Source organism: Sulfitobacter sp. M368, assembly GCF_025141875.1.
Lineage (GTDB): Bacteria > Pseudomonadota > Alphaproteobacteria > Rhodobacterales > Rhodobacteraceae > Sulfitobacter > Sulfitobacter mediterraneus_A.
The window spans coordinates 2479214-2505166 of record NZ_CP081113.1; the positions used below are offsets into that span (position 1 = coordinate 2479214).

Here is a 25953-nt window from a genome sequence, read left to right on the forward strand (position 1 = left end):
CAAGGTGTGAATATCACTGTACACCTGAGACACAACCCAAAAGTGAAAATGGGCGGCAAATTACCGTTTGGTAATGCCGCCCACTTTTAAGTCTACCCTGAAACTTGCGTTGCGGGTGTCAGAAATGCCGCACTTCGGACCCCGGCTGTGCCGCGATCTTGAGCAGGTCAAACATGTATTGCGCGACGGAGCGGAAACAGATGATCTGAAAGGTCTCTGCGTCGCGCATCCAAAAGGCGGCGGGCACCTGTGCCATCCGGCTGCGGCGGAACATGCCGGGGGTGAAGCTTGCGGGCGCCAGGTCCACAGGGGCCAGTTTGGCCATCACCTCACGGGCATTGGGGCCTTTGACTTCAAACACCGCGCGGGCGTCTGACACATTGGCCACCAACGCATGTTTCCCTGACAGGGCTTCGCTCATGCGGGCCACATGACCGTTCGCCTCTGCATAGGGACACATCACCAGCAATTCATCCGGTGACATCCACGCCAATCCGTTCTCGCCATCCACATGACATTCCCGCACATCGGGAAATTTTGCGCCCGTCAGCTTGGTCGTGAGGGTGCGCAGATAAGCGGCAGACAGATCACCGCGCAGGGTGATCATGCCCAGTGGGCCCAACTCGCGGATCGCGGCGATGCCATTGGTTTCGCTGGCATTGTTCAGGGCTGTGACGGGCTCAGACATTCTGCTTCTCCCCTTCTTTGTCATAAAATACAGGGTCCACGATACGGGCGTGGTAGGTCTTGCCATCGGTGCCGGGGAAGTCGATGACCTCGCCCATGCGGTCCGGCCCGTTGAGCACCAGACCCATGGCAATGCCGCGGTCCAGATTGGCCGAATGATAGGTCGATGTGACCCGCCCGATCATATTGCGCTGGCCGTTTGCATTGGTGCCTTCGCCCACCGCATAGGCGCCATCCGGCAAGGTGCTGCCATCGGTGGTTTCAAGGCCGACCAGCTTCCACCGGCTGGGATCCGCCATATGGCTGCGTTCCTGCGCCCGTTTGCCCAGATAGTCTTCTTTCTTTTTCGACAAGGCCCAGTGCAGGCCCAGATCCTGCGGGATCACGGTGCCGTCGGTCTCGTCCCCGATCATGATAAAGCCCTTTTCAGCGCGCAGAATGTGCAGGCATTCGGTGCCATAAGGCATCACGCCCAGATCATTGCCCGCCACCATCAGCGCATCCCAGAAGGCCTGCCCATGGCTGGCATCCACGGCGATCTCGTAAGACAGCTCGCCCGAGAAAGAGATCCGGTAAATGCGACATTTGAAACCGCCCAATTCACCATCGACCCACTCCATAAAGCCAAGCGCCTCTTTCGAGACATCGGTGCCGCCCAGCTTTTCAAGGCATTTGCGGGCGTTGGGGCCAACGACCGCAACCTGTGCGTATTGTTCGGTCACATTGGCCACATAGACATCCCAATCCCACCATTCGGTTTGCAACCATTCTTCCATGTGACCATGGATGGTTTCCGCGCCGCCGGTGGTTGTGTGGCACAGCCATGTATCCTCATCGATCCGCGCAACCACGCCATCGTCGATCAGAAAACCGTTCTCGCTGCACATCAGGCCGTAGCGGCATTTGCCCGGCTTCAGGGTCGACATCATGTTGGTGTAGAGCATGTCGAGGAATTTGCCCGCGTCCGGCCCTTTGACGATGATCTTGCCAAGGGTGGAGGCATCGAGCAGGCCCATGTTGGTCCGGGTGTTCGTGACCTCGCGGTTGACCGCGTCATGAGTGGTTTCGTTGCCACGTTTGAAGGCATAGGGGCGACGCCACTGGCCGACCGGTTCAAACTCTGCCCCGTTGGCCTCGTGCCAGTCATGCATCGGTGTGCGGCGGATGGGCTGGAACACCGGACCGCGCGCCTCACCGCCGATGGAGGCCATCGAAATCGGGTGATAGGGCGGGCGGAATGTGGTGGTGCCAACCGTAGGGATATCCGCGTCCAGCGCCCCGGCCAACGTAGCCAAGCCGTTGATGTTACTCAGCTTACCTTGATCCGTCGCCATGCCCAAGGTGGTATAGCGCTTGGCGTGTTCGACTGAAACGAAGCCTTCTTGGGCGGCCAGACGCACGTCCGACACTTTTACGTCGTTCTGATAATCAAGCCATGTCTTTTCACGCAGTTTGACGTTTGCGCCCTGCGGCATCAGCCATACAGGGGCCATCGGCGCCTCTTCACGGCGTTCGGCGCTTGGGGCAGCTGCATCCTTGGGCAGTTTGAAGCCAAGGCTGGTGACAACGCCATCGGCCGCCGCATGAGCGTCACAGAGCACATCATCAAGCGGGAACATGCCCGATGCCGCGCCTGCCGGGGTCACAAAACCCATGCCGTCTGCGCCTTTAGGCGGGTTGTCCAGATCGGGGCTAAAGCAGGCCTGCGTCGTGTCCCAGCGCAGTTTGCCGCCACAATGGGACCACAGGTGCACCACCGGAGACCAGCCGCCAGACATGGCCACGGCATCACAGGCGATCTCTTCCAGCACAGCGCCTTCGCCCGCTTGCGAACAAACGCTCACGCCTGTGACCCGCTTGCCGCCTTTGACGGAGGCAATCGCGTGGCCCATCATCACCCGTATGCCCAAAGCCTTGGCCTGCGCCATCAGCATGCTGTCTTGCGGCAGCACCCGCGCATCGAGGATCGCGGGCACATCAAGCCCCGCATGTTTTAGCGCGATCGCGGTAAGATAGGCATTGTCATTGTTGGTCACGACCACGGTGCGATCGCCAATCGACACGCCCCAGTTGACCACATAGTCGCGCACAGCAGCGGCCAGCATCACGCCGGGAATGTCATTGCCCGCAAAGCTGAGCGGACGTTCAATCGCGCCGGTTGCGGTGATCACATGACCGGCGCGGATGCGCCACAGGCGGTGACGCGGGCCGGCCTTTTGTGGCGCGTGGTCCGTCAGGCGTTCATAGCCGAGCACATAACCGTGGTCATAAACCCCTGCCCCCATGGTGCGGCTGCGCATCTGGACATTCTCCATGCCCTGCAATTCTGCAACCAGGTCATCGACGAATTCCGTGGCGGGTTTGCCGTCAACCGTACCGCCATCCACTGGCGCACGACCGCCCCAATGTTCGGTCTGTTCCAGAAGCAGCACCTTGGCACCACTGAGGCCGGCGGTTCGCGCGGCCTCAAGCCCGGCCACACCGCCACCAATCACCAGAACATCACAGAAGGCATAGAAATGCTCATAGGTGTCCACGTCGGTGTTTTTGGGCGCTTTGCCCAGACCGGCGGAATGTCGGATGATCGGCTCGTAGACATGTTTCCACGCGGCGCGGGGGTACATGAACATCTTGTAGTAGAACCCCGCAGGCAGGAACCGGCTGAGGTGTTTGTTGATCGCGCCCACGTCAAATTCAAGGCTGGGCCAGTGGTTCTGGCTCGTTGCCTCAAGCCCCTCGAAAATCTCGGTGGTGGTGACACGCTGGTTCGGCTCAAATTTGCCCTCGGACCCCAGATTGACCAGGCCGTTGGGTTCTTCTGCGCCGGAAGCGACCACGCCGCGCGGGCGGTGGTATTTGAACGAACGGCCCATCAACATCTGGTCGTTGGCCAACAAGGCCGAGGCCAGCGTATCGCCTTCATAACCGCGCATCTGTTTGCCGTTGAAGGAAAAATTGACCGGTTTGTCAGTGTTCAGCAGGCGGCCACCTGTGGCAAGTCTTGTGCTCATGAGCGGGGCTCCTTGATAGCGGAGAAATCAGAAAAAAGGACGAATGACAGGCCGCGCATCACGCGCCGCTGCCTTTGGACCAACCGGGCCGGCGGTCTTCGATGAGATCAAGAACCTCTTGCGGCGGAGAAACCGTTTGCGCCGAATAGCTGGTGAAAACCTCAAGCGTGGTGGTGTCACGGGCGACATGGAACCACTTGCCGCAGCCGTTGTTGTGGCGCCAGCGTTCAAAATGCACGCCCTTGGGGTTGGCCCGCATGAACAGATAGTTTTCAAACTCGTCATCCGTCGAACCGGGGCCAAAGCGTTTGAGATGCGCCTCGCCGCCAGCATGGAATTCGGTTTCTTCTGCGGTGACCCCGCAAACGGGACAGGTCAGGATCAGCATAGCGCGGCTCCGGGCTTGAGAATTGGGCGTGAAAGGCCCATCTTGATGGAATGATTGTTTTGTATCTTGTTCTTGGCGCCGTGGCGCTGGCCGGCGTCGGCATTGCGATTTACGAATGGCGTAGCAAGCGAACCTTGCTCAAGCATGATCTGAACAAGGCGCGGCAAGCGGATCCGCACACCGAAATCCTGCGTGAGCATATCACCGGCGTGATCCGTACGGATACGCATCACCGTTGACCTGATTTTTGCGAAAGCGGACCCTTGCAGCCGGGCGGCCTGCCGGGCTGGCGCGGGTGTTACTGTCGGGCCGAGCCGAGCGTCAGTTGCTGTCTGACACTGCCGTGCCTGAGGAGGTGTCACTGGGCGCAGAGCCGTTGCCGAGCATTGCGATGCCCGCGACAAAGACCCCAAGAACGACAAGCGCGATGATAACTCCGCGTTTGGTTCCGCCGTTGTGAATGGTCTCTCCAGCCATGGTTCAATCTCCTGTGCTGATGCATCAAGGATGCCATCATGCGCATTTAACGCAAGCTTTTGCTGCTTGCCGTTTGATATTTGGCTGGGATTGGCCGACGCGGTTTTGGCGAAAAACGACGCATCGTGAACAGGTTGATCAGCCCCAGCTGCGGGACTGATCCATGTCATGAAACCCTTAAGGAATGACAAATCATTCCGAGGCTGTTGCGGCCCCTTCGACGGCTTCGGCTGCGCCTTGAACGGCGTCGCCTGCCCCTTCGATGGTGATGTTGACGTCATCCGCGCCGCTGCTTTCGCCGCTCGCGAAGACAACATAAGCCAGGACCGCGACGACCACGACGACGGCACCAAGGACAAAGCCCATGCCTGCGCCACCGGTGTTTGTGGTGGTTGTTGTGGTTGTGCGTTCCGAAACGGTGTGATCGGGGTGTGCCATTGTGCGTCTCCTTTTGATCTGGATATCGCAACAACAACGCCCCGCCCTGCGGAAAGGTTCCGCAGCGCCGACATTTGGTCCTGATATGAACAGGATAGGTTCATCAGTGCGCCACGCCCGCTGCAACGCTTTCATCAATGAACCGGCCTTCTTGGAAGCGGTTCAGACCAAAGGCTTCGGTCAGCGGCGAATGGCCCTTGGCCATCAATTCGGCAAAACCCCAGCCAGATCCGGGGATCGCCTTGAACCCGCCGGTGCCCCAGCCGCTGTTGATGAAAATGCCCTCGACGGGCGTTTTGCTGAGGATCGGCGAGCGGTCACCGGTTACATCCACGATGCCGCCCCATTGGCGCAGCATCTTGAGGCGCGACACCATCGGAAAGGTCTCGACCAAAGCCCGCACGGTTTCTTCGATGTGGTGGAAACTGCCGCGCTGGGTATAGTTGTTATAGCCGTCGGTACCTCCACCGATGACCATTTCGCCCTTGTCAGATTGCGACATATACCCGTGCACGGTATTGGCCATCACAACCACGTCCATGCAGGGTTTGATCGGCTCTGACACCAGCGCCTGAAGCGCAACAGATTCGATTGGCAGACGGAAACCGGCCATATCGGCCAGATGGCCCGAATGCCCTGCAACCACCATGCCCAGCTTGCCACAGTCGATATCGCCGCGGTTGGTGCTGACGCCCACAACCTTGCCGTTCTCCTGTCGGATGCCGGTGACTTCGCATTTCTGGATCACGTCCATGCCCATGTCCGAACAGGCCCGTGCATAACCCCAGGCCACCGCATCGTGCCGCGCTGTCCCGCCGCGTGCCTGCCACAGGCCGCCCAGAACCGGATAGCGCGGGCCATCCAGATTGATGATCGGCACCAGTTCCTTGACCTTTTCAGGGCCGATGAATTCGGTGGTCACCCCTTGCAGCATATTGGCATGGGCGGTCCGCTTGTAGCCGCGCACCTCATGTTCGGTTTGCGCCAGCATGATCACGCCGCGCGGCGAAAACATGACGTTGTAGTTCAGATCCTGGCTCATGGTCTCGTAAAGGGACCGGGCCTTTTCGTAGATCGCTGCCGAGGGATCTTGCAGGTAGTTTGACCGGATGATCGTGGTGTTCCGGCCGGTATTGCCACCACCCAGCCAGCCTTTTTCCAGGATTGCAACATTGGTGATGCCAAAGTTCTTGCCCAAGTAATAGGCGGTTGCAAGACCATGCCCGCCCGCACCGATTATGATCACATCGTAACGTTTCTTGGGTTGCGCATCGCGCCATGCGCGGTTCCAACCAGTGTGATGGCGCATTGCCTCGCGGGCCACGGCAAAAACGGAGTATTTTTTCATTGCGGTCTTCTCCGACAGGGAACCGGCACCCCTAGATTGGGCCACGGAATAAGATTCGATGCCGTCTGGGACGGCTGTTTCTGTTCTGAAGATATACCCAGAAAAAAGGATACTCACCACGGCATTCCTTGACGGATTTGCGACATGGATGTGGATTGAGAAATCGCGCGGCACTCTGCGTGGGCCGGGAGGGCGAATTGTCCCCTTTTTTCATGCGGTCCCATTGATTAGGTGTGTGAGGCAGAGAATCTAGCAGGGCGACACATGACATTCTGGATCATCACCTTGGCCATGACGGCTGTTGTTTCGCTTTTGTTGATCCGGGCGCTGATCCGAAATGACGGCGGCGACGTCGCAGATGCGGCCAGCTTTGACATGCAGGTGTACCGCGACCAACTGGCCGAGGTGGAGCGGGACGTCGCACGCGGGGTTGTGCCCGCCGAGGACGCGGGCCGCATCAAAACTGAGATTTCACGCCGTATTCTGGCCGCCGACACGGCGCTGCAATCGGGCGCAGCAGCGGGCACGGGGCCAAAACCTGTGGTGATCGCATTGGTGGCGCTGTTGGTGGTTGCAGGCAGTCTGGCGCTGTATTTCCGCATCGGGCAACCGGGCTATGGTGATCTGGCGCTGGCCGACCGGATCGCCTTTGCCGAAGAAATGCGCAAAACCCGCCCCGGCCAGCAAGAGGCGCTGGACCGGATGCCACCCCTGCCCCCGGCGCAAGATCTCAGCCCGCGTTACGTAGAGCTGATGGAAAAGCTGCGTGAAACCGTGGCGCAGCGGCCTGATGATTTGCAAGGGCAACAATTGCTGGCCCAGAACGAGGCAAGCATTGGCAATTTCGCAGGGGCCGCCGAGGCACAGCGCCGTGTCCTGCAGATAAAGGGCACAGACGCGACCGCCAGCGAGATCACTGACTTTGCCGAACTGATGGTGATGGCGGCGGGGGGATATGTGTCGCCCGAGGCGGAACAGGCGCTCAGCGCTGCACTGGATGCCGATCCCGAAGACGGGCGTGCGCAGTATTACGTCGGGCTGATGATGGTGCAGAATGGCCGTCCCGATATTTCTTTCCGCATCTGGAATGCCTTGTTGCGGCGCGGCCCGGCTGATGCCCCATGGATAGAACCGATCAAGGGCCAGATCATGGAGGTTGCCGCGCTTGCCGGTGAAACCCGCTATAGCCTGCCCACAATCGGCAACGGAGCGGCCAAAGGCCCCTCCGCCGAAGATATCGAAGCCGCCGGAGAAATGACCGCCGCTGAACGCATGGAGATGATCGGCGGCATGGTGGCGGGTCTGTCCGACAGATTGGCCACCGAAGGCGGGCCGCCCGAAGACTGGGCGCGGCTGATCACATCGCTGGGTGTATTGGGACAAAGCGAACAGGCATTGGCAATCTTCAACAATGCCATGCAGGTCTTTGCCGGCAACCCCGGCGCGTTGGACATCATCCGAAACGCAGGCAGCCAGGCCGGGGTGGCGGAATGATCTACGAAGACATCACCGATTTTGTTGCCGCCCTGCCCCCGATGCAGGCGCTGATCGGTCTTGATCTTGGAGAAAAGACCATCGGCGTTGCGGTCAGTGACAGCTTTCACAGCGTTGCCTCTCCGCTGGAAACGGTTCGGCGCAAGAAATTCGGGCTGGATGCGGCGCGCCTGACCGAGATCATCAACGACCGGCGCATTGGTGGTCTGGTGCTGGGCCTGCCGCGTAATATGGATGGCTCCGAAGGGCCGCGATGCCAATCCACACGCGCCTTTGCCCGCAACTTTGACAAACTGGCCCCCTTGCCGATCACATTCTGGGATGAGCGTCTGTCCACTGTAGCCGCCGAACGCGCCTTGCTTGAGGCAGATACGACACGCAAACGTCGCGCAGAGGTGATCGACCATGTGGCGGCCGGGTATATCCTTCAGGGGGTGCTGGACCGGATGGCAGTGATACGGCGGCGGGGAGATCAGGAATGACAGACGAGATCTGGAAGCGCGACGAGGTCGAAAGCCCCTGCATCAAGATCTGCGTGGTGCATCCCGAGGCGCGGCTGTGCACCGGTTGTTTGCGATCAATTGATGAGATTGGCCGCTGGTCACGCATGAGCCCCGAAGAGCGGCGCGAGGTCATGGCGGAATTGCCGTCGCGGGCCGGTGCATTTGGCAAGCGGCGCGGCGGGCGCGCAGCGCGGATGGCGCGGCGGTAGTCGATTCAGGTAGTTCAGCGCTTGCCAGCGATGTTGAACAGCAGTTCCAAAGCCAGATTTGACGTCACGGCACCCTCATACCCTGTAGGCGCGTGATTGCCATTGGCACCAAATGCCGGAAGCCGGGCAAAACCAAGCGCTTGCTGATGCTTGAACCGTCCCTGAAAGCCAAACGCACGTTTGGTTCTGCGCGGTGTTTGCCGGGCGTAATATGCCAGATTGCCCTGCGGTCCTGTCAGAATGATTTTCATAGCGTGATGCCTCAATAGCATTGTTTCGACACTGGCTATTATCGTTTCTGAAATGGCAACATTGTGGCGACCCCAAGGTGATTGTAGGTAAAAATTCTACTTTGGCGGGTAGAATTATCCTACGAAAGCCAGTCTACGGGTGCAATTTCAGGTCTGAAATAGGCAATCATCCGGCCTTCGGGCGGCGCAATATCCTGCGGCCCCCATGGGCCGACACCGTGCAGCAAATGCCGATGCAGCAAGATCGATTGCCCCGGAGCGGCCCGCACCGGCGTGGGGGTGATACTGTCAAAGACCGCGCGGCGGGCCGCATGATAAGCGTCTGTAATATCGACAGTCTTCGGATCGCGTTTGCCGATTTCTGCCCGAAATGCCTGCCCCATGATCTTATGACTTCCGGGCCAGACCATCAGCGGCGCAGCATCGCTTTGGTTCAGGGGCAGACCAAGAATAAACCCGTGCGGTTCCTGCATATACCGGCGGCGATCTGGCCCTATGGCCAACAAGCCATCCACATGCGCGGCAAAGCGGGTCACGCGGTATCGGTGGTTGCCATCACCTTCATCGGCATCCCTTTTGGGATAGCCGGGATAAACAATAGAGAGCTGGGCGCGGTGCCATTCTGCGGGCGGCGCAATATGATCTTGCCATGGACCCGTCAGGGGCACGCCGGAAACCGATCCATCCGGCGCATTGGGCAAGGCATCCACCCCGACAAACCATGTCTTGCCATGGCGCAGATTGACCTCCTGCACCTTCGGATCAGCGGCAACCGCCTTGGCCACTTGCCTCGCGGCCTGCGCCCAGTTTCGGGTCGCGTCATCCGGTTCAAAGACGGCAAAGCCTTTGCTCGGCAGATCCCTTACCACCCCAGCGCCTTGCGCAGCATATTGATGGCCACCAGCACCAGAAACACCGCAAACACCCGTTTGAGCGGTTTTGGGTCCATCGCATGGGCCAGTCTCACCCCTAAGGGTGCGGTGATCAAGGTCATCGCAATGATGATTGCAAAGGCCACCAGATTGACCGCGCCAAGGGTCAGCGGCGGCTTGCCCGACTGCATATCCACGAACAGGAAACCGATCACCGAGGGCACCGCGATCAGCACGCCAAATCCGGCGGCGGTGGCCACAGCCCGGTGGATGGGCGTGTTAAACAGGCTCATCAGCGGCACGCCAAAACTGCCGCCACCAATGCCCATCAGGACCGATAGAAACCCGACACTGGGGGACAGCGCCGCCCGCAAAAGCCCCGTGGGCATCGCTTGCCCCAGCCGCCATTCGGCGCGACCAAAGCCCATGTAGAGGCCCACGATCAAGGCCAGAGCACCAAAGATCGCCTGCAAGGTGCCGGACCTCAGCTGTGCCACCAATAGCATGCCGATGATTGCGCCGATCACAATCCCCGGTGCCCAGCTCCGCAGGATCTGCCAATCCACCGCGCCCTTTTTGTTGTGGCTGTGCACGGACCGTAGGGAAGTGACGATGATTGTCGCCAAAGATGTCGCGAGGCACATTTGCATCAATTGCGGGCCATCATAGCCAAGGGTTTGAAACGCATAGAAAAATGCAGGGACCAAGACGATGCCACCGCCCACGCCGAGCAATCCGGCCAACACCCCGGCAAAGGCGCCGATGGCCATCAACATCAGGGCCATCTGTAACAGCAAAGCGGTCTCCGGCATTTGCACTCTCCCTCAGGGTCTTGGTTTTGCTACACCGCTTCGCGGGTCTGTGCCAGTGTCTCGATCTGTTCCAGCGCTTCGAGCACCAGTGACACATCGGCCCCCGGTTTGCTGACACCTTCGGACAGCGTCCGCCGCCAGATACGTGCGCCGGGACGCCCTGCAAAGAGACCCAGCATGTGGCGGGTGATCTGATGCAAACGCCCGCCGCTGTCCAGATGCGCCTCGATATAGGGCACCATGGCCCGTACGGCCTCTTCGGGCGTTGTGTCGGCACCATCGCCATAAATCCGCCGATCTGCCTGGCACAGAATATCGGCCGGGCTGTGGTAGGCGCTGCGCCCGATCATCACCCCGTCCAACCCAGCGTCCAGAAACGCCTCCGCCTCCTCAAGCGAAGTGACCCCGCCGTTGACCGAAATATGCAGATTTGGAAACAGCTCTTTCATACGGTGGACCAGCGGATAATCCAGCGGCGGGATGTCGCGGTTTTCCTTGGGTGACAGACCCTGAAGCCAGGCTTTACGGGCATGGATACTGACGCGGGTACAGCCTGTTGCAATGACCCTTGCAAGAAACTCCGGCAAGATCTCTTCGGGGTCTTGATCGTCCACGCCAATCCGGCATTTCACGGTCACATCCACATCCACCGCCGCCCGCATGGCCGACACGCAGCGGGCCACAAGCGCAGGGTTCTCCATCAGCACCGCACCAAAGAGCCCCGATTGTACCCGGTCCGACGGGCAACCCACATTGAGGTTGATCTCGTCATATCCAGCCTCTGCTCCCAGCCGCGCCGCCTCTGCCAACTCAGCTGGATCCGATCCGCCCAGTTGCAGGGCCACGGGATGTTCAGAGGCGTCAAAGTCCAACAGATGGAGCGCCCCGCCCCGCACCAATGCGGGCGAAGTGACCATTTCGGTGTACAGCAGCGTATTCCGGCTCAGCAATCGGTGCAGGTACCGGCAATGACGGTCGGTCCAATCCATCATCGGTGCGACGGACAGGCGGGCGTGCCAATCGAGGGTGTTGGACAGATGTTGCATGGGCGCTCTGTGCTTGGGTCGGGTCAGCCCGTGGATTAGAACAAATTGGGCAGGGCAACAATAGAGCCGCCCTGCCGCTGAGAGGTATTGCCCTGCCAATGCCCCCGCGTCAGACGATCAGCTCACCAGCGAGGGCAGCCACAGGACGATCCCCGGAAAGGCCACCAGCAAGGCGATTGTCACGGCATCGGCGACGAAGAACGGCATCACGCCACGGAACACATCTTGAACCGTCAGATCATCACGCACGCCGGCAACCACGAAACAGTTGAGGCCTATGGGCGGGGTGATCAGGCAGAACTCTGCCATTTTGACCACCAGTATCCCGAACCAGATCGCGCACATTGGACCGGACATGCCAAAGGCACTGTCCGCTGCTGCGACTGCCTCTCCGCCGTTCAGGGCCATCACCGCCGGATAGACCACAGGCAGGGTCAGCAGCAGCATCCCGATCGCATCCATGAACATGCCCAGTACCGCATAGGCCAAAAGGATACAGACCAAGATCACCAGTGGTGACATTTCCAGCGAGGTGATCCAATCGGCAAAGGCATCGGGCAATTCGGCAAAGCCCAAGAACCGTACATAGATCAGCACGCCCCAGATGATGGTGAAAATCATCACTGTCAGCTTGGCTGTTTCCAGCAGCGCCTCTTTCAGCTGCCCCCAGCGCATGCCCCGATAAAGCGCCATCAGGAAGATGATGAATGCGCCCACCGCGCCGCCTTCGGTGGGGGTGCCCCAAGCATCGCCAAAGGGGTTGTAGACAAAGAAGATGATGATCACGACCACCGCCACAATCGGCAGCGCGGGTGGCAAGGATGCAAAGCGCTCGCGCCAGGTAAAGCCGCTGACCGGCGGTCCGACAGATTTGAAGACGACCGCAATGCCAATGATCAGCATCGCATAGACCACGGCGGAGAACGCACCGGGGATGAACCCGGCCAGCAGCAGTTTGCCCACGTCCTGTTCCACGATGATCGCATAGATCACCAGAATGGCCGATGGCGGGATGAGCGAGGCCAGAGTGCCGCCCGCCGCCACAACGCCAGCGGCGAATTGTTTGTTGTAGCCGATCTTGAGCATTTCCGGGATGGCGATGCGGGCAAAGACTGCCGCCGTGGCCACGGATGCGCCCGACACTGCGGCAAACCCGGCGGTGGCAAATACGGTTGAGACCGCCAGCCCGCCTGGCACCCAGGCAAACCAGCGTTTGCAGGCCTCGAACAGGGCCGTGGTGAGTTTTGCATAATAGGCAAGATAGCCGATCATGATAAACACCGGGATCAGCGACAGCACCTGTGCGCTGACCTTGGAATGGGGTGTCAATCCGGCGATTTTGACGCTGATTTCCAATGCCTTGCCAAACCGATCCGGATCATAATCGAACCCGTTCCAGCGCAGCCAGACCAGCCCGACAAAGCCCGCCATACCGGCGGCAAAGGCCACACGCATGCCCAGCACAACCAAAAGCAGCATCCCGCCCGAGACCCATAGGCCAATTTCAATGGGTTCCATCAGTCGGCCCCTTCCAGCATCTCTGCCTCATGCATGGCCTGTTCTGCCACCGTCAGGTTCAACGGCACCGCCACAGGGTTCTCCAACCCCAGAACGAGGGCACGTCCATAGCCCCATGCCTGCAACAACAATCGCAGGCTGAGCACAAAAAACGCGACCGGGACCACCAGTTTGCTCGGCCAGATCGGGATACCGATATCAATGGAGCTGTCGCGGCTGCACAGGGGGCGCGCGCAGTCAAAGGAGCGGTCGAAATGTTCCCAGGCGCCCCATGTCAGGGCAACAATCAGCAAAAGCATCAACAACACCGAGATCAGCTCAAACAGCCATAAAAGCCGCCCCTTGAGCGCCCCGACCAGCATATCCATGCGGATATGGGTGCCGTCGCGCTGTACATAGGACACGCCCATGATCGCAATGATCGGCATTGCCGCTTCGATATAGTCGACATATCCCGCCAAGGGAGAGGCAAAAAACTTGCGGCCCGTGACGGAATAGGCCGCCAGAAACATCAGCGAAAAGATCGCCAATCCACTGAGCAAGGCACAGAACCGTTCGATGGGAAGCAAGGCCCGGTCAAGTTTGCTGAGTATACTGGAGTCTTCCAGCACTGCGGCAGATCCAGCCATATGCGTCGTCCTTTTATGGGAGGGCAAGACGGGGTGGACCCCGCCCTACCTATGTAGCTTTGGGGCGGGAATACACCCGCCCCGAAAGGCTTAGCTGCCTTTGGCCTCGGCCAGTGTTTTCACAACCAGATCATAAAGCTCCTGACCCGGCAGGCCTTGCGCTTCCATGTCTTTGATCCACGCATCGCGGATCGGATCGGCCGCCTTGGCGCGGAACTCTGCGATCACCTCAGGGGCGATCTCAACTTTTTGCACGCCTTTTTCGGCCAGCACGCTGTCCCATTTTTCAAGCAATGCGGCGTAGTTGGCCAGATAGTGATCCAGCGCTTCATCAACCGAGCTGTCCAGCGCCTCGCGCTCTTTGTCAGACAGGGATTCGTAGGCGTCGATGTTCACCACCACAGGGCAGTTCACGGTGCCGGGGTTCAGGTTCGCGGTCCACCAATCGGCCTGGTTGATGGTGCCAAAGCTGAGGTGAGCATGCTGTGCGAAGGCAACGGTGTCCACCACGCCCGATTCCATCGCCTGATATGCTTCGGTCGCGGTCACGGATGTCGGCACACCGCCCACTGCTTCAAACGCTTTGCCCAACCCGCCGGTGGCACGCACACGCATGCCCTCGAAGTCGGCCAGTGTGGTGCGCGGATCGCCTGTCCCCACCAGATTGTATTGCGGCATTGGCGAGGTCATCAGCAGCTTGGCATTCCATTGCGCCATCTCGTCGGTGGCCGCGGGATGCGCGTAAACCGCCTTGGAGACCGCCACTTCCTGCTCCAGATTTTCAACGCCGAGGAACGGCAGTTCCAGCACGGTCACAACCCGGTTCTTGTCGCGGTGATAGCCGGCACAGAATTGCGCCATCTCGAACGCGCCGATGGAAATCCCGTCAAGGTTCTCGCGGTTCTTGCTCAGCCCGCCATAGCTGACGTTCATGGTGAACTCGCCGCCGGTTTTTTCCGAAACCAGTTCAGCAAGTTTTTCAACATGTTCTGTAAAGGCGCGACGTTTGCCCCAGACCGACACGTTCCATTCGGTCGCGGCCGCTTCGGTGACAAAGGCAAGGCTCAGGGCGCAGGCAGCTGCACCGCTCAAATATTTGGTCATTGATGTCTCTCCCATTAATACGCGCAACACTTTCGTGCGCTTGGGGTCAAGGCTAGCCCGCCAAGACCCGACTGCCAAGCCCGATCGCTGAACAAGATTTGGGTGCCCCACGCCGCACCTTGCATTTGCCCGACAAGCCAAGCGTCGCGCAGCCAATCAGGATCTGCCCGATTGTCTGTAAAATGATGCGCCAAGGCTGCACGGCGTCACAGTTGCGTGTTCCCTTCCTTTCTCAGCCCGCTATGATCCGCTCAGGAGGGATGCAAAGGGCCATTGGCCCGCACGCATCACAGACGACAGATTGCCAAGGGAGGGGACCATCATGTCCGACGACGCCGCCAAGACCTATCCGCCATCCGCCGAGATGGCCGCAAATGCCCATGTGAATGCAGAGCGGTATGCTCAGATGTATCAGGCATCCATGGATGATCCCGATGGGTTTTGGCGCGAACAAGCGGCCCGTGTGGATTGGATCAAACCTTTCACTCAGGTGCAGGATGTCGATTTCACCTTGGGCAATGTTCATATCAACTGGTACGCCGATGGATCGCTGAATGTTTCGGCCAATTGCGTAGACCGGCATCTGGAAACCCGCGGCGACCAAACCGCCATCATCTGGGAGCCGGACAGCCCCGACGAAGACGCCAAACACATCAGCTATCGCGAGCTGCACAGCCAGACCTGCAAGATGGCGAATATCCTGCGCGATTTGGGCGTTGGAAAAGGCGACCGGGTAATTATCTATATGCCGATGATCCCCGAGGCGGCCTATGCCATGCTGGCATGTGCGCGGATCGGTGCAATCCATTCCATTGTTTTTGCTGGATTTTCCCCCGATGCACTGGCGGCGAGGGTCAATGGATCAGAGGCAAAGGTGGTCATCACCGCCGATTATGCCCCGCGCGGCGGACGGGCCACCCCGCTCAAGACCAATGCCGATCAGGCGCTGCTGCATTGTCCGGACAGCGTGAAACTTCTGGTGGTCAAGCGCACCGGCGGCCAGACCACATGGGTGGACGGGCGCGATTTTGATTACAACGCCTTGGCAGCAGATGCCGCCGACACCTGCGAGCCCGAAGAGATGAACGCCGAAGATCCGCTGTTTATCCTCTATACCTCCGGCTCTACCGGACAGCCCAAAGGCGTGGTGCACAGCACGGGCGGCTATCTGGTTTATGCGGCGATGACCCATGAGATCACCTTTGATTACCAGGAGGGCGATATTTACTGGTGCACCGCGGACGTTGGTTGGGTCACGGGGCACAGCTATATCGTCTATGGGCCGCTGGCCAATGGCGCGACCACGCTGATGTTTGAAGGGGTGCCAACCTATCCCGATGCCAGCCGGTTCTGGCAGGTTTGCGAAAAGCACAAGGTCAATCAGTTCTACACCGCGCCGACCGCCATTCGGGCGCTGATGGGGCAAGGCAATGATTTTGTTTCCAAATGCGATTTGAGCAGCATCAAGGTGCTGGGCACCGTGGGAGAGCCGATCAACCCCGAGGCATGGAATTGGTACAACGACGTGGTGGGCGGCGGGCGCTGTCCGATTGTCGACACATGGTGGCAGACCGAAACCGGCGGGCATTTGATGACACCGCTGCCCGGCGCCCATGACATGAAACCCGGCGCCGCGATGAAGCCGTTTTTTGGGATCAAACCCGTGGTGTTGGAGCCCACAACCGCCGAGGTGTTAACGGAGAATCCTGTTGAGGGCGTGTTGTGCATCGCCAACAGCTGGCCGGGTCAAATGCGCACCGTTTGGGGCGATCATCAACGGTTCGAAAAAACCTACTTCGCCGATTACCCCGGCTATTACTTCACCGGCGATGGCTGCAAACGCGATGCGGATGGGGATTATTGGATCACCGGCCGTGTCGATGATGTGATCAATGTCTCAGGGCACAGGATGGGCACCGCCGAAGTGGAAAGTGCGCTTGTGGCGCATGCCAAGGTGGCCGAGGCGGCGGTGGTCGGCTATCCACATGAGATCAAGGGCCAGGGCATTTATTGCTATGTGACCTTGATGGGCGGCGAAGAGCCAAGCGAGGAGCTGCGCCTTGAGTTGCGCAATTGGGTCCGCACGGAAATCGGGCCGATTGCCTCCCCCGATCTGATCCAATGGGCGCCGGGCCTGCCGAAAACAAGATCGGGCAAAATCATGCGGCGGATCCTGCGTAAGATTGCCGAGAATGATTATGGCGCATTGGGGGACACATCGACTCTGGCCGACCCGTCGGTGGTGGATGACCTGATCGAGAACCGGATGAACCGCTGATCTTATGGCGGGGGGCCCTGCCCCCCCCAAGATCACCAGAGCCGGACCCTATTCAACCTCCGCCAGCAGATTGGCGACATGCACCACGTCTTCATGGCTGAGCGGTTTGGAAAGAAAGTCGCGCACCGCCTCAAAGCTTGCAGCGCGCGCACGGTCTTCGGGCGCGATGGATGTGGTCAGCATGACAACGCAGACTTTCACAAACCGGGGGCCAAGATCACGGCTCGCCGCCTCCAGAAACTCAAAGCCGTTCATCCGCGGCATATTGATATCCAGAAAAATGACATCGACCTTGGGCCTGTCCTCCCGCGCAAGGTATTCCAGCGCCTCTGCCGCATATGGAAAACCGATCACCTGATCGACCAGCCCGGACCGTTTCAGGATGCGTTCATACATCATTTGGTCAAAGGGTTCGTCGTCAACAATCATTGCACAACCGATGGAGGCCTGGTCTGTCATGATATCTCTCCGCCAGATTTTGCGGGCAGGATCAGTGAAAAACAACTGCCCTCGCCGGGATTAGATGCCACTTCAAGCGTGCCTTGGTGGATCATCGCAATGCGCAGGCACAGCGGCAAACCAATGCCGGTTCCGGCAAAATTTTCGCGGGTGTGCAACCGCTGAAACAGGGCGAAGATGCGCGATTGATCCGCCTCAGGTATGCCAATGCCATTGTCGGTGAACCGAATAGTAACCTTGCCGTTCGCCGGATCTGTTTCTGCATCCAAACGCACCACCGGCGCGACACCATCGCGGTGAAACTTGATCGCGTTGTTGATCAAGTTTTGAAACAAGATGTTCATCTGGGTGGCGGCCCCATCAACCCAAGGCAGCGGGCCGATTTGCACCTCACCGTTTGCGCCGCGAATATCGGCCTGCAACGCGGCCACGGCATCGGCTGCGACCTTTGACAGATCAAGCGGTTCAAGCTTGGGCTCAAAGCCGATGACACTGGTGTAATCAAGAATATCATCGATCTGGGTCTGCATTCTCGTGACAGTTTTTTGGGCCATATCCAGAATGGATTGTGCCTCGGACCGCTCTGAGCCAAGGCCAAGATGCTCCAACTCGTCCAAAAGCAGCTTGAGCGTATTTGCGGGAGCCTTCATGTCGTGCGACACGGAATAGGCAAAAGACTTCAGCTCAGAATTGGCCAGTTCTGCCGCCCGCCAGCCATTGCGGGCGTTTTCTTCCGACTTCTTGACAGCGGTCAAATCCGTATGTGCGCCCAGCATTCGAATGGGTTTGCCTGTCTCATCACGGATCGCAAGGCCGCGGCAGCGCACCCAAACCACCGATCCATCCGCATGGCGGTATCGCACCACCTGATCGTATGGGCATTCGGGATCTGCACAATGGGCCTCGAAATTCTTGAGCGCCAAGGCCAGATCTTCGGGAAAGATGATGTCCTGCCATTCATCCGGGCAATGGGTTTTGGTTGCTGGGTCAATGCCGAACAGTTCCCATAACTCGGGGCTCATCCATTCGTTTGCCGGATCTTCGAGATCCCAATACCAGATTCCGTCAAGCGAACCTTGCTGAATAAAATTCCAGGTGCTTTCGTCCGATTGGATCAGATCGGTCAATTCCGCTTTGAGATAATTGTTGTCTTTCACACCTGCTCCGGAATGTCTGTTCGTGTGCTGGTTTGCGGGTGGAACGATCGCTAAAGTGCAATTCTTGAGAAGAGGTTAATTTTCGAATTTTGCCGCCCACAGCGCCGCAAAACATCAAATTCAAACCCACTTGGGCGAAGAATTCTTGGAAATGCCGTATTTTGACCCTGCGCAATGCGCATTCGCGCCCTAGATAGAAGGTCTGAGAAACCGATCCAGAACAGAAAAGGCGCAACCACACATGGCGCGTTATGGACAATTACAGGCAGCCGTGGCACCGCTTGGCGCGATGGATGACGATGTGATCACTTTTGCCCCGCAGTCTGACGATGGCGCGGCCCTGCGCCATGCCTTTGGTCGATTTGGCACCGGTGTGACCGTGGTCACTGTGGATACCCCGATGGGGCCCATTGGCATGACGGCCAACAGTTTCTCGTCGATCTCTTTGGACCCGCCTTTGGTGCTTTGGTCCCCTGCTTTACGCTCGCAGCGTCATGACGCTTTCGTGCAGGCCTCGCATTTCTGCATTCACGTATTGGGCGACGACCAGCAGCCCCTTGCAGACCATTTTGCCCGTAACGGCGATGGGTTTGACCGCTTTGACTGGACCGCTGGTGATCAGGGCACACCGCATCTGGCGGGCTGTCTGGCCGCGTTCCAGTGCGAGACTTTTGCGGTGCATCCGGCTGGCGATCATTCGATCGTTCTCGGCAAAGTCACCGAGGTCACAGAGCGGCGCGGCAAAGGCGCCGGGTTGATGTTTGATCAGGGCCGGTTCGGGCGTTTTCAGCCCAACAGCTAACCCTCAATAGTCTTTCTCAAAGAAGATCCCCAGACCACTGTTCCCGTCTGAGCCAAGCGTGCCCTTGGCCTTGAGATTTGGCGTAAGATCAAGGTTCAGGGACACCTCACCAGTGCCGTCTGAGGCCGCGGTTATATCGGTATAGATGTTCTCGGATATATATTTTCCCGCCCGCACGGCGGTTGCGCCATTGCTGTTTGTGGTGACATCAAAATCATCCAGACCGAAACCGTCCCGCAGGTTTGAGATCACCCCGCCGCCGCCCCGACCGGCCAAGGTGGCCACGGCCCCCGCCAATTGCAGCGCCTGGAAGGCGGAGATGTCCGATAGGTTGCGGTCAAACAAAAGCTGCGCGAGCACTTCGTCCTGCGGAGCATCAGGTGTGGATTCGAACGACACCCTGGGATCATCGGCGGGGCCCTCCACGATCACCCGTGCCTCACCCATCTTGGTATCGGTCGAGGAGACAAAGCGGATGAAAGGGATCAGATCCCCTAGGAAAAAGATCGATCCCTCGACCAGATTGAACCTCTTGCCCAGAATATCGAGCCGTCCCCGGACCAGATCAAACGCACCGGTAGAGATCACCCGGTTGGTGCTGCCTGTCACCTTGAGACTGCCGCCGAGTTCGGCGTCCAGTCCGCGACCGCGCACAAAGATGCGGCGCGGTGCGTTCACCTGAATGTCCAGAGCAAACCCCGGCCCGCCACCGCGCGCGGCTGGATCTGTGCCCGCGCCTGCACCGTTCAAACCGGCCTTTCTGCGGGTGGACAGAACCGGCCGGGTTGCGCCGATATGGGTGATCTGCGGAATGTCACCAATGCTTGTCATGCCGGTCGAGGGCACGCTCACATTGGTTTCGCCCACGTCGATCTGCCCGCTGATCCTTGCACCGCCCGTCAATGGTCCGGCAAGGCGCAGCGCCCCGCGCAGCGAGGTTTGGTAAAGCTGGGGATCAATCAGCACCAGATCGCGCAGTACAATGCTCAAATCGGCAGGCAAGGCGGGCGTCAGGGTCACAGCCCCTTCTGCCTGCAGAGAGCCGCCATTGACCGCCTGCCCCTGCACATCAATCACCGCGCGGTTGCCGCCCAGCTGGACCCTTGCCGCGATATTGTTCAACGCGACTCGCAGATTGGGCGCGGTAAAGGAGGCATTGTTCGTGACCACCGTCCCGCTGAGCGAGGACAGCGCGGCCGGGCCGTTGATTGCCAGATCAAAGCGGGCCTGCCCCTGCAAATTGCGCGGCGCCAGAAACGGGCGGCTCATGCCAAGGGGCGCATCCCCGCGCAGCGTTGCGTTGATCGTGCCGTCTGTGTTGATCAGCCCCGCAAATGTGGCCTGCGTACCGGACGGACCATTTGCATCGGTATCTACACGCCAGCCGTTCCCTTCTTTGCGGGCGTTGCCTGTGAGGTTGAGCGGTCCGTTCACCTTGTCCACCACAGCCCCGATGTTTGGCATCGCCAGCGTAAAGTTCACTGCCGCATTCGGGCCTGTTACCACCCCCTGAACAGAGGCGCGGGTGGCATAAGGTCCGGTGGCATTCGTATCCACGGCGATCCCCTCCGGGGTTTGCCGCAAGACCCCTTTGGCCGCCAGGGGACCGGAAACACCGGGGGCGAGCGGGCGTACATCGGGCAGCGAGACATCAAAGGTCAGTGACATGTCCGGCCCTGTGGCAAGCCCTTCGACCAACGCCTTAGCGCCAAAGGGGCCGCTGGCCGCCGTGTCGATGAAAAAGCCTTTGTCGGTTTGTTTGACCGTGCCGCTTGCCTTGAGTGGTCCCCTAAGCTGTTCGGCCAGCGGGCGCACCTCCGGCACATCCAGATCGAAGCGGATATCCACCGTAGGCGTCACCGCGCCGTTCACTGTGGCCACAGCGCGGTAAGGCCCGTCGGTCTGCGCCTCGATGCGCCAGCCGCTTGCGTCTTGGGTAGCGACCACTGCTGCCTGCACCGGTCCGCTGTATTGCGGGAGCACCGTCCCGATATCCTTGAGCGTTGCGTTCAGCTCAGCGCGGCTGCCTTCGCTGCGCAATTCGGCATCACCGCTGAGGTTCAGCGCCGCGTTGCGCAAGGAAAGATCGCGCAGGAAAGTACCATCGGAAGTGCGTTTGGCCAAAACATCCAGAACCGTGCGCCCGCGCAGCAGGGCATCCGCCTGCGGGACTCCGAGGGCGAGATCCTGGGTCGTGCCCTTGATTTGGACATCGAATTCCCCGCTCAGCGGCGTCACCTCACCGGCCACGGCCAAATCGCTGCGCCCGTCCAGTTCCTGCCCCGCCAGAGCCGAGAACCGGCTCAGGTCATCGGCCTTGAGCAGCAGATCCAACTGGGTGGCAAAGCCCTCGGCAAGCCCCTGAACCACAGCCATGCCTGACAGCCCGTAGTCCGTTCCGGTCAGCGTCAGACCGTCGATTCTGGTGGGCTGGCCCTCGCTATAAGAGACCGCCGCCGCGCCCGTAATCCGCTCACCCAGCGCCTCAGACAGAGCCGGATCAGAAAGCGCGATGCCCGTCGCCTCAAGCGTCACATCACCGTCAAAGGCCCGCAGATTGCCCTGCGCCGATTGCAATGTCCCGTCCAACGCGACCCGGCTTTGCCGTACCGCAGTGCCGCCGGCGACCAAGCCTGCCGTATCAAACACAGCTTTGACAGCTTCGCCCCTGGATGCGTCATAGATGATTTTCAGGTCCGTCTTTTCCACGCTCAAACCCGCGCCACCTGCGGGCAAAACCACAGGCGTGCCGTCAGGGCTGGTGATCTGGCCGTCGATGTCGATGAGCACAGGCCAGCTTTCCGCATTCAGCGCCAACTTGCCCTGTACCTGCGCCGATTGCGCCTTGAGGGCGAAGGCATCCACTGCCAATGCGCCGTTGGCCTCCTGCACCGCATCAAGTGTCAGGCGCACATCATCGCCAAAAAAGGCGCGATATCGCGGGGCGAGCAAGGCGGTGATGTCGCCTCCGATGTCCGCCTGAATGCGCCGGTCCGGCGTGTCGCTGGCGCGGCGCGGGGCCTGCGCACCAATGGTGATCTCGCCAGACAGCCGTTCCTGCCCTTCTGTTGCAACCACAACGTCAGTGGCAAAATCATCCAGCGGGCCTTTGCCTGCCACTTGCAGATCCACCGAAGGTTGCCCCGGCAGGTTCAAGAGCCTGGCTGCGATGCCATTCTCGCCTTCGCTGAGTTTGACCAGCAGATCCAATATGTTGTCACTGCGGGCAAAACTGGCCCGGATCGCAAAGCTGCCGCGCTTGGCGTCTGTGCGATCTGCGGTCACATCCACATCCGCCACCGTATCAGTCAGCCGCGCCGACGCCCGCACCGAAAGCTGCGCCGCCTCGCCCAGCAATGGCGCGCCCAGATTGATCTGCCGCACAGCGAATTCGGCCAATTCCACCGAGACCGGCAATTCCGGCAGGCTGAACGGGGTGGCCTCTGCCTGCGGCAATGCGTTTTCATCGGGCAAAGGCAGGCGCGGAACGTCCAGTGTTTGGGCGGTAAGTTTTTCCACCTCAAGGCGTCCGCGCAGCAAGGCCGAACGGTTCCAGACCAGTTCAACCCCATCAAGGGTCAGCCAGACGCCATCCCTGTCGGCGATGGTCATCCGGTCAAAGGACGCAGAGGAGCTCAGCGCGCCTTTGAACCCATCAATACTGACATCGCGCCCCGCCCCGCTGAGGGCGTCTTGGATGCTGCGGGTCAAGAAGCCTTTGTCATCCTCTTGGGCCAAGGCTGCTGTCAGCCCCAAAGCCCAGAACACAATAACGAGGAGGAAACGAAAACAACCCATTAAAACGACTGCCCGATACCGATATAAACTTGCACATTCTCGCCCGTGTCGGGGCCGGAGGTCGGCACCGCCACGTCAAAGCGGATCGGCCCGATGCCTGTGGCATAGCGCAGGCCAAGCCCGGCGCCGGAATGCCATTCGCCCGAGCCGTCAATAAATTCTTCCGCGCCGATATATCCGGCATCGGCAAAGCCTACCAAACCGATACGGTCTGTGAGGGACATCCGCGCCTCTGCCGACAGGCCGACAAAGCTGCGCCCGCCAACCACGTTGCCGCCGCCCAGATCAACGCCAAGTGCCTGATAGGGTTGTCCGCGCACTGTCCCGCCCCCGCCGGAATAAAACAGGTAATCCGCCGGCGCCGTGCTCAGATCCGGGCCATAGACCGATCCGAACTGTCCGCGAAACGCCAAAGTGACCGGACGGGCGCTGCCAAAAGTGCGATAGGCACGGGCGTCCACATAGGTGCGCAAACCATTGTCAGACCCGCTGAGCGCGACAAAGGGGGTCACGGCAGCCTTGAGGTAATAGCCTGATTTGGCGTCCAGCCGATCATCGCGATAGTCAAACTCCGCCGACAATGGCAGGGTCAGCAACGTATACCGGTTCGTACCAAAGGCATCTCGGGTCTCGGCTCGGCGTAAACCAAGGCCCAGCGTATAGGTGCGCTGTTCATTGGCATAGCGTTTGATCCCTGCCTCCAGATCCAATTGGCGCGAGAAGAAATTGACCTCGTCCAACTGCGCAAGGCTGGCCAGCGCATAAAAATCCGTATCCGCGTTAAAGGTCGCGGGGCGATCAAACCGCGCGGACAAACGGTAATCCTCGCCGCCAGAATTGCCGCCGATGCCCTTGACCTCACCCTCCAGCCGCAGGCTTTCCGCCCCGCCCAGCAGGTTGCGATGCAGCCAGAATCCGCTCAGCGTCAGACCTTCCAGCGAGGACAGCTCTGCACCAAAACCGAACCGACGCTTGGGCGCTTCGGTGATTTGGGCGGTGATGGGCAATGTATCGCCTGGCCCGATCATGTCGGCCTCGATCAAGGCGGCAGAACTGAACGCACCCGTGCGGCGCAGACGGCGCTGGGATAATTTCAGATCATCCGGCGAAAACACCTTGCCCACTGGCAGATCGGCGATCTGGCGAATGCGTTTGGTGCGCACATCCTTGTTGCCCTTCACCTGCAACGGACCGAAGCGCAGCTTGGGTCCGGGGGCGAGGCGCAGTCTGGCGGTGATGGTCTTGTCAGGATGCCGTGCCGTCAGTTGTTGATCCGCCAGCGCGGCCTTGGCATGGCCCTGCGCCCGCCATCCGTCGATGCCATCCGACACGGTCTCTTTCAAAACCCCCAGACCTGCCACTTGCCCCTTCGCAAACCTTTCGGGAAGCTCTGTGCCGGGGGCCAGCGGCGCGATTTCCACACCGCCAAAGCGGAACAGGGGGCCAGGCGTGACCGAGATCACCGCGCGGTCGATGCGGCGCGGCGGTCTGACGGGAGGGATATTGGCCGCATCCGTGCCATCCAGCGTGATCTTGATTACGGGGCCAAAATACCCGTTGTCATAAAGCACCGCCAGAAGACGACCATAATCGGCCTGCGCCGCCGCGACGGTTTCCTGCGTGGAGGGCTGTGTGTCGGATTGCCCTTGCTCAACCAACAGCGAGCCGCCCAGAAGTGTTTGATAAAGATCGCTGCCTTCCGGCACGCCAGTGATGCGGACATCCGCTGCCTCAGCCGCAAAAGCCACACCAATAGACACGGCTGCGCTCAGCACAGCCAACCGCCCGGCCTGAAAACCCATAGACATCACACGCACTCAATTGCCCTTCGCTACACCACCGCCGCGGTTGTCCGCGGTCAAAACTCTGTCGAAGCACTTAGGGCGATTTAGCGTGATTTCTCCCGTGGCCGCAAACTGTCTCTTGCGGCAGTGGGCCATTCAGACCACTAAATCTGGCAATTTTCCGTGATCGTCGGTCATTCGGGGCAAAAGCGGCAATAATCCGCACATATGGGATGCGGGTTAGCGCCCCAGTTGCGATGCGGCGCGGGCCAACTCGGTGATGCCATCCCAATCCTGCGCAGCGACCAGATCCTTGGGGGCGACCCAACTGCCGCCTGCGCAGATCACATTGGACAGTGACAGGTAACTTTCCGCATTGGCAGGGCTGACGCCGCCGGTGGGGCAAAAGCTGATCTGTGGCAGAGGGGCGCCAATGGCCTTGAGCGCGGGTGCGCCGCCAGACGCTTCGGCGGGAAAGAACTTGAGCATGTCATAGCCCCGCGCCAGCAGCGCCATTGCTTCGCTTGCTGTCGCCGCGCCGGGCAGCAGCGGCATGTCCTCTTCTGCGCAGGCCGCCAACAATGCCTCCGTCGCGCCCGGAGATACGCCAAAGGTCGCGCCAGCCGCCTTGGCGGCGCGAACATCTTCGGGGGTGATCAATGTCCCTGCCCCGACATGCCCGCCCGGCACCTGCGCCATGATCGCAATGGCCTCAAGCGCTGCGGGGGTGCGCAAAGTCACCTCAAGGGCAGGCAAACCGCCCGCGATCAGCGCCTCTGCCAAGGGGCGCGCGGTGGCCGGATCGTCGATCACCAAAACCGGCACAATCGGGGCCAATGCGCAGATCGCTCGGGTTTGGCGGCTTGCGTCTTTTGCGCTTAGGGTCAT

Annotated in this window: 24 protein-coding genes; 6 read left to right on the forward strand and 18 right to left on the reverse strand. The window is 59.9% G+C overall.

What is annotated here, in order from left to right:
• Positions 1-118: 118 nt before the first annotated feature.
• The 3 genes from K3754_RS12405 to K3754_RS12415 are packed head-to-tail and all read right to left on the reverse strand — an operon-like array spanning position 119 to position 4086.
• The gene (locus K3754_RS12405; RefSeq protein ID WP_259937746.1) at positions 119-688 is read right to left on the reverse strand and encodes a sarcosine oxidase subunit gamma; all 570 of its coding nucleotides are present in this window, start codon (positions 686-688) and stop codon (positions 119-121) included.
• Positions 681-3698, reverse strand: a complete 3018-nt coding sequence (locus K3754_RS12410) for a sarcosine oxidase subunit alpha family protein (RefSeq protein WP_259937747.1) — start codon at positions 3696-3698, stop codon at positions 681-683. Before K3754_RS12410 ends, K3754_RS12405 begins: the two co-directional genes overlap by 8 nt.
• Before the next feature lie 58 nt (positions 3699-3756).
• Positions 3757-4086, reverse strand: a complete 330-nt coding sequence (locus K3754_RS12415) for a sarcosine oxidase subunit delta (RefSeq protein ID WP_203210772.1) — start codon at positions 4084-4086, stop codon at positions 3757-3759.
• Between the two features lie 50 nt (positions 4087-4136).
• On the opposite strand from K3754_RS12415, the gene K3754_RS12420 reads away from it, so the two are divergent.
• On the forward strand, positions 4137-4325 hold the full coding sequence (locus K3754_RS12420) for a hypothetical protein (RefSeq protein WP_259937748.1): 189 nt from the start codon (positions 4137-4139) through the stop codon (positions 4323-4325).
• A gap of 82 nt (positions 4326-4407) precedes the next feature.
• Here the strand turns inward: K3754_RS12420 and K3754_RS12425 are convergent, their stop codons facing one another.
• The 3 genes from K3754_RS12425 to K3754_RS12435 form a co-directional block, all read right to left on the reverse strand.
• Complete coding sequence (locus tag K3754_RS12425) at positions 4408-4563, reverse strand: hypothetical protein (RefSeq protein WP_259937749.1); 156 nt, start codon at positions 4561-4563, stop codon at positions 4408-4410.
• A gap of 192 nt (positions 4564-4755) precedes the next feature.
• The gene (locus tag K3754_RS12430; protein ID WP_203210770.1) at positions 4756-5001 is read right to left on the reverse strand and encodes a hypothetical protein; all 246 of its coding nucleotides are present in this window, start codon (positions 4999-5001) and stop codon (positions 4756-4758) included.
• Between the two features lie 103 nt (positions 5002-5104).
• Entirely contained in the window at positions 5105-6349 is a 1245-nt protein-coding gene (locus tag K3754_RS12435; RefSeq protein ID WP_259937751.1) for a sarcosine oxidase subunit beta family protein, read from the reverse strand.
• A 264-nt stretch (positions 6350-6613) separates the two neighbouring features.
• Here K3754_RS12435 and ccmI point away from each other — a divergent pair, with 264 nt between their 5' ends.
• The 3 genes from ccmI to K3754_RS12450 are packed head-to-tail and all read left to right on the forward strand — an operon-like array spanning position 6614 to position 8555.
• Positions 6614-7843 (forward strand): c-type cytochrome biogenesis protein CcmI, encoded by a 1230-nt coding sequence (ccmI, locus tag K3754_RS12440; protein WP_259937752.1) that lies wholly within the window; start codon positions 6614-6616, stop codon positions 7841-7843.
• Positions 7840-8325 (forward strand): Holliday junction resolvase RuvX, encoded by a 486-nt coding sequence (gene ruvX / locus K3754_RS12445; protein WP_259937753.1) that lies wholly within the window; start codon positions 7840-7842, stop codon positions 8323-8325. The genes ccmI and ruvX overlap by 4 nt, the downstream gene beginning before the upstream one ends.
• On the forward strand, positions 8322-8555 hold the full coding sequence (locus K3754_RS12450; RefSeq protein WP_025048683.1) for a DUF1289 domain-containing protein: 234 nt from the start codon (positions 8322-8324) through the stop codon (positions 8553-8555). Before ruvX ends, K3754_RS12450 begins: the two co-directional genes overlap by 4 nt.
• Before the next feature lie 14 nt (positions 8556-8569).
• On the opposite strand, the gene K3754_RS12455 is transcribed toward K3754_RS12450, so the two are convergent.
• From K3754_RS12455 to K3754_RS12485, 7 genes are all read right to left on the reverse strand, one after another.
• On the reverse strand, positions 8570-8806 hold the full coding sequence (locus tag K3754_RS12455; RefSeq protein ID WP_203210766.1) for a hypothetical protein: 237 nt from the start codon (positions 8804-8806) through the stop codon (positions 8570-8572).
• A 119-nt stretch (positions 8807-8925) separates the two neighbouring features.
• Complete coding sequence (locus K3754_RS12460; protein ID WP_259937757.1) at positions 8926-9675, reverse strand: hypothetical protein; 750 nt, start codon at positions 9673-9675, stop codon at positions 8926-8928.
• The gene (locus K3754_RS12465; protein WP_259937759.1) at positions 9669-10490 is read right to left on the reverse strand and encodes a sulfite exporter TauE/SafE family protein; all 822 of its coding nucleotides are present in this window, start codon (positions 10488-10490) and stop codon (positions 9669-9671) included. Before K3754_RS12465 ends, K3754_RS12460 begins: the two co-directional genes overlap by 7 nt.
• Before the next feature lie 29 nt (positions 10491-10519).
• Positions 10520-11536 (reverse strand): tRNA dihydrouridine(20/20a) synthase DusA, encoded by a 1017-nt coding sequence (dusA, locus tag K3754_RS12470; protein ID WP_259937761.1) that lies wholly within the window; start codon positions 11534-11536, stop codon positions 10520-10522.
• A gap of 117 nt (positions 11537-11653) precedes the next feature.
• Positions 11654-13054: a TRAP transporter large permease gene (locus K3754_RS12475; protein ID WP_259937763.1), complete on the reverse strand. Its 1401-nt coding sequence runs from the start codon at positions 13052-13054 to the stop codon at positions 11654-11656.
• Entirely contained in the window at positions 13054-13683 is a 630-nt protein-coding gene (locus K3754_RS12480) for a TRAP transporter small permease subunit (RefSeq protein WP_203210762.1), read from the reverse strand. The genes K3754_RS12475 and K3754_RS12480 overlap by 1 nt, the downstream gene beginning before the upstream one ends.
• Positions 13684-13773: 90 nt before the next feature.
• The gene (locus K3754_RS12485; protein WP_203210761.1) at positions 13774-14787 is read right to left on the reverse strand and encodes a C4-dicarboxylate TRAP transporter substrate-binding protein; all 1014 of its coding nucleotides are present in this window, start codon (positions 14785-14787) and stop codon (positions 13774-13776) included.
• Between the two features lie 322 nt (positions 14788-15109).
• Between K3754_RS12485 and acs the strand changes: the two genes are divergently transcribed.
• Complete coding sequence (gene acs / locus K3754_RS12490; RefSeq protein ID WP_259937764.1) at positions 15110-17065, forward strand: acetate--CoA ligase; 1956 nt, start codon at positions 15110-15112, stop codon at positions 17063-17065.
• A gap of 48 nt (positions 17066-17113) precedes the next feature.
• Here acs and K3754_RS12495 read toward each other — a convergent pair whose 3' ends face one another.
• Entirely contained in the window at positions 17114-17524 is a 411-nt protein-coding gene (locus K3754_RS12495) for a response regulator (RefSeq protein WP_231024120.1), read from the reverse strand.
• Positions 17521-18681 (reverse strand): ATP-binding protein, encoded by a 1161-nt coding sequence (locus tag K3754_RS12500; protein WP_203210759.1) that lies wholly within the window; start codon positions 18679-18681, stop codon positions 17521-17523. Before K3754_RS12500 ends, K3754_RS12495 begins: the two co-directional genes overlap by 4 nt.
• 241 nt (positions 18682-18922) lie before the next feature.
• Here K3754_RS12500 and K3754_RS12505 point away from each other — a divergent pair, with 241 nt between their 5' ends.
• The gene (locus K3754_RS12505; protein ID WP_311201426.1) at positions 18923-19483 is read left to right on the forward strand and encodes a flavin reductase family protein; all 561 of its coding nucleotides are present in this window, start codon (positions 18923-18925) and stop codon (positions 19481-19483) included.
• Between the two features lie 3 nt (positions 19484-19486).
• Here K3754_RS12505 and K3754_RS12510 read toward each other — a convergent pair whose 3' ends face one another.
• The 3 genes from K3754_RS12510 to eda form a co-directional block, all read right to left on the reverse strand.
• Positions 19487-23281 (reverse strand): translocation/assembly module TamB domain-containing protein, encoded by a 3795-nt coding sequence (locus K3754_RS12510; RefSeq protein ID WP_259937765.1) that lies wholly within the window; start codon positions 23279-23281, stop codon positions 19487-19489.
• Positions 23281-25089 carry an autotransporter assembly complex family protein gene (locus tag K3754_RS12515; protein ID WP_259943345.1) on the reverse strand — a complete coding sequence of 603 codons (1809 nt, stop codon included), beginning with the start codon at positions 25087-25089 and terminating at the stop codon, positions 23281-23283. Before K3754_RS12515 ends, K3754_RS12510 begins: the two co-directional genes overlap by 1 nt.
• Before the next feature lie 216 nt (positions 25090-25305).
• Positions 25306-25953: a bifunctional 4-hydroxy-2-oxoglutarate aldolase/2-dehydro-3-deoxy-phosphogluconate aldolase gene (gene eda, locus K3754_RS12520; RefSeq protein WP_259937767.1), complete on the reverse strand. Its 648-nt coding sequence runs from the start codon at positions 25951-25953 to the stop codon at positions 25306-25308.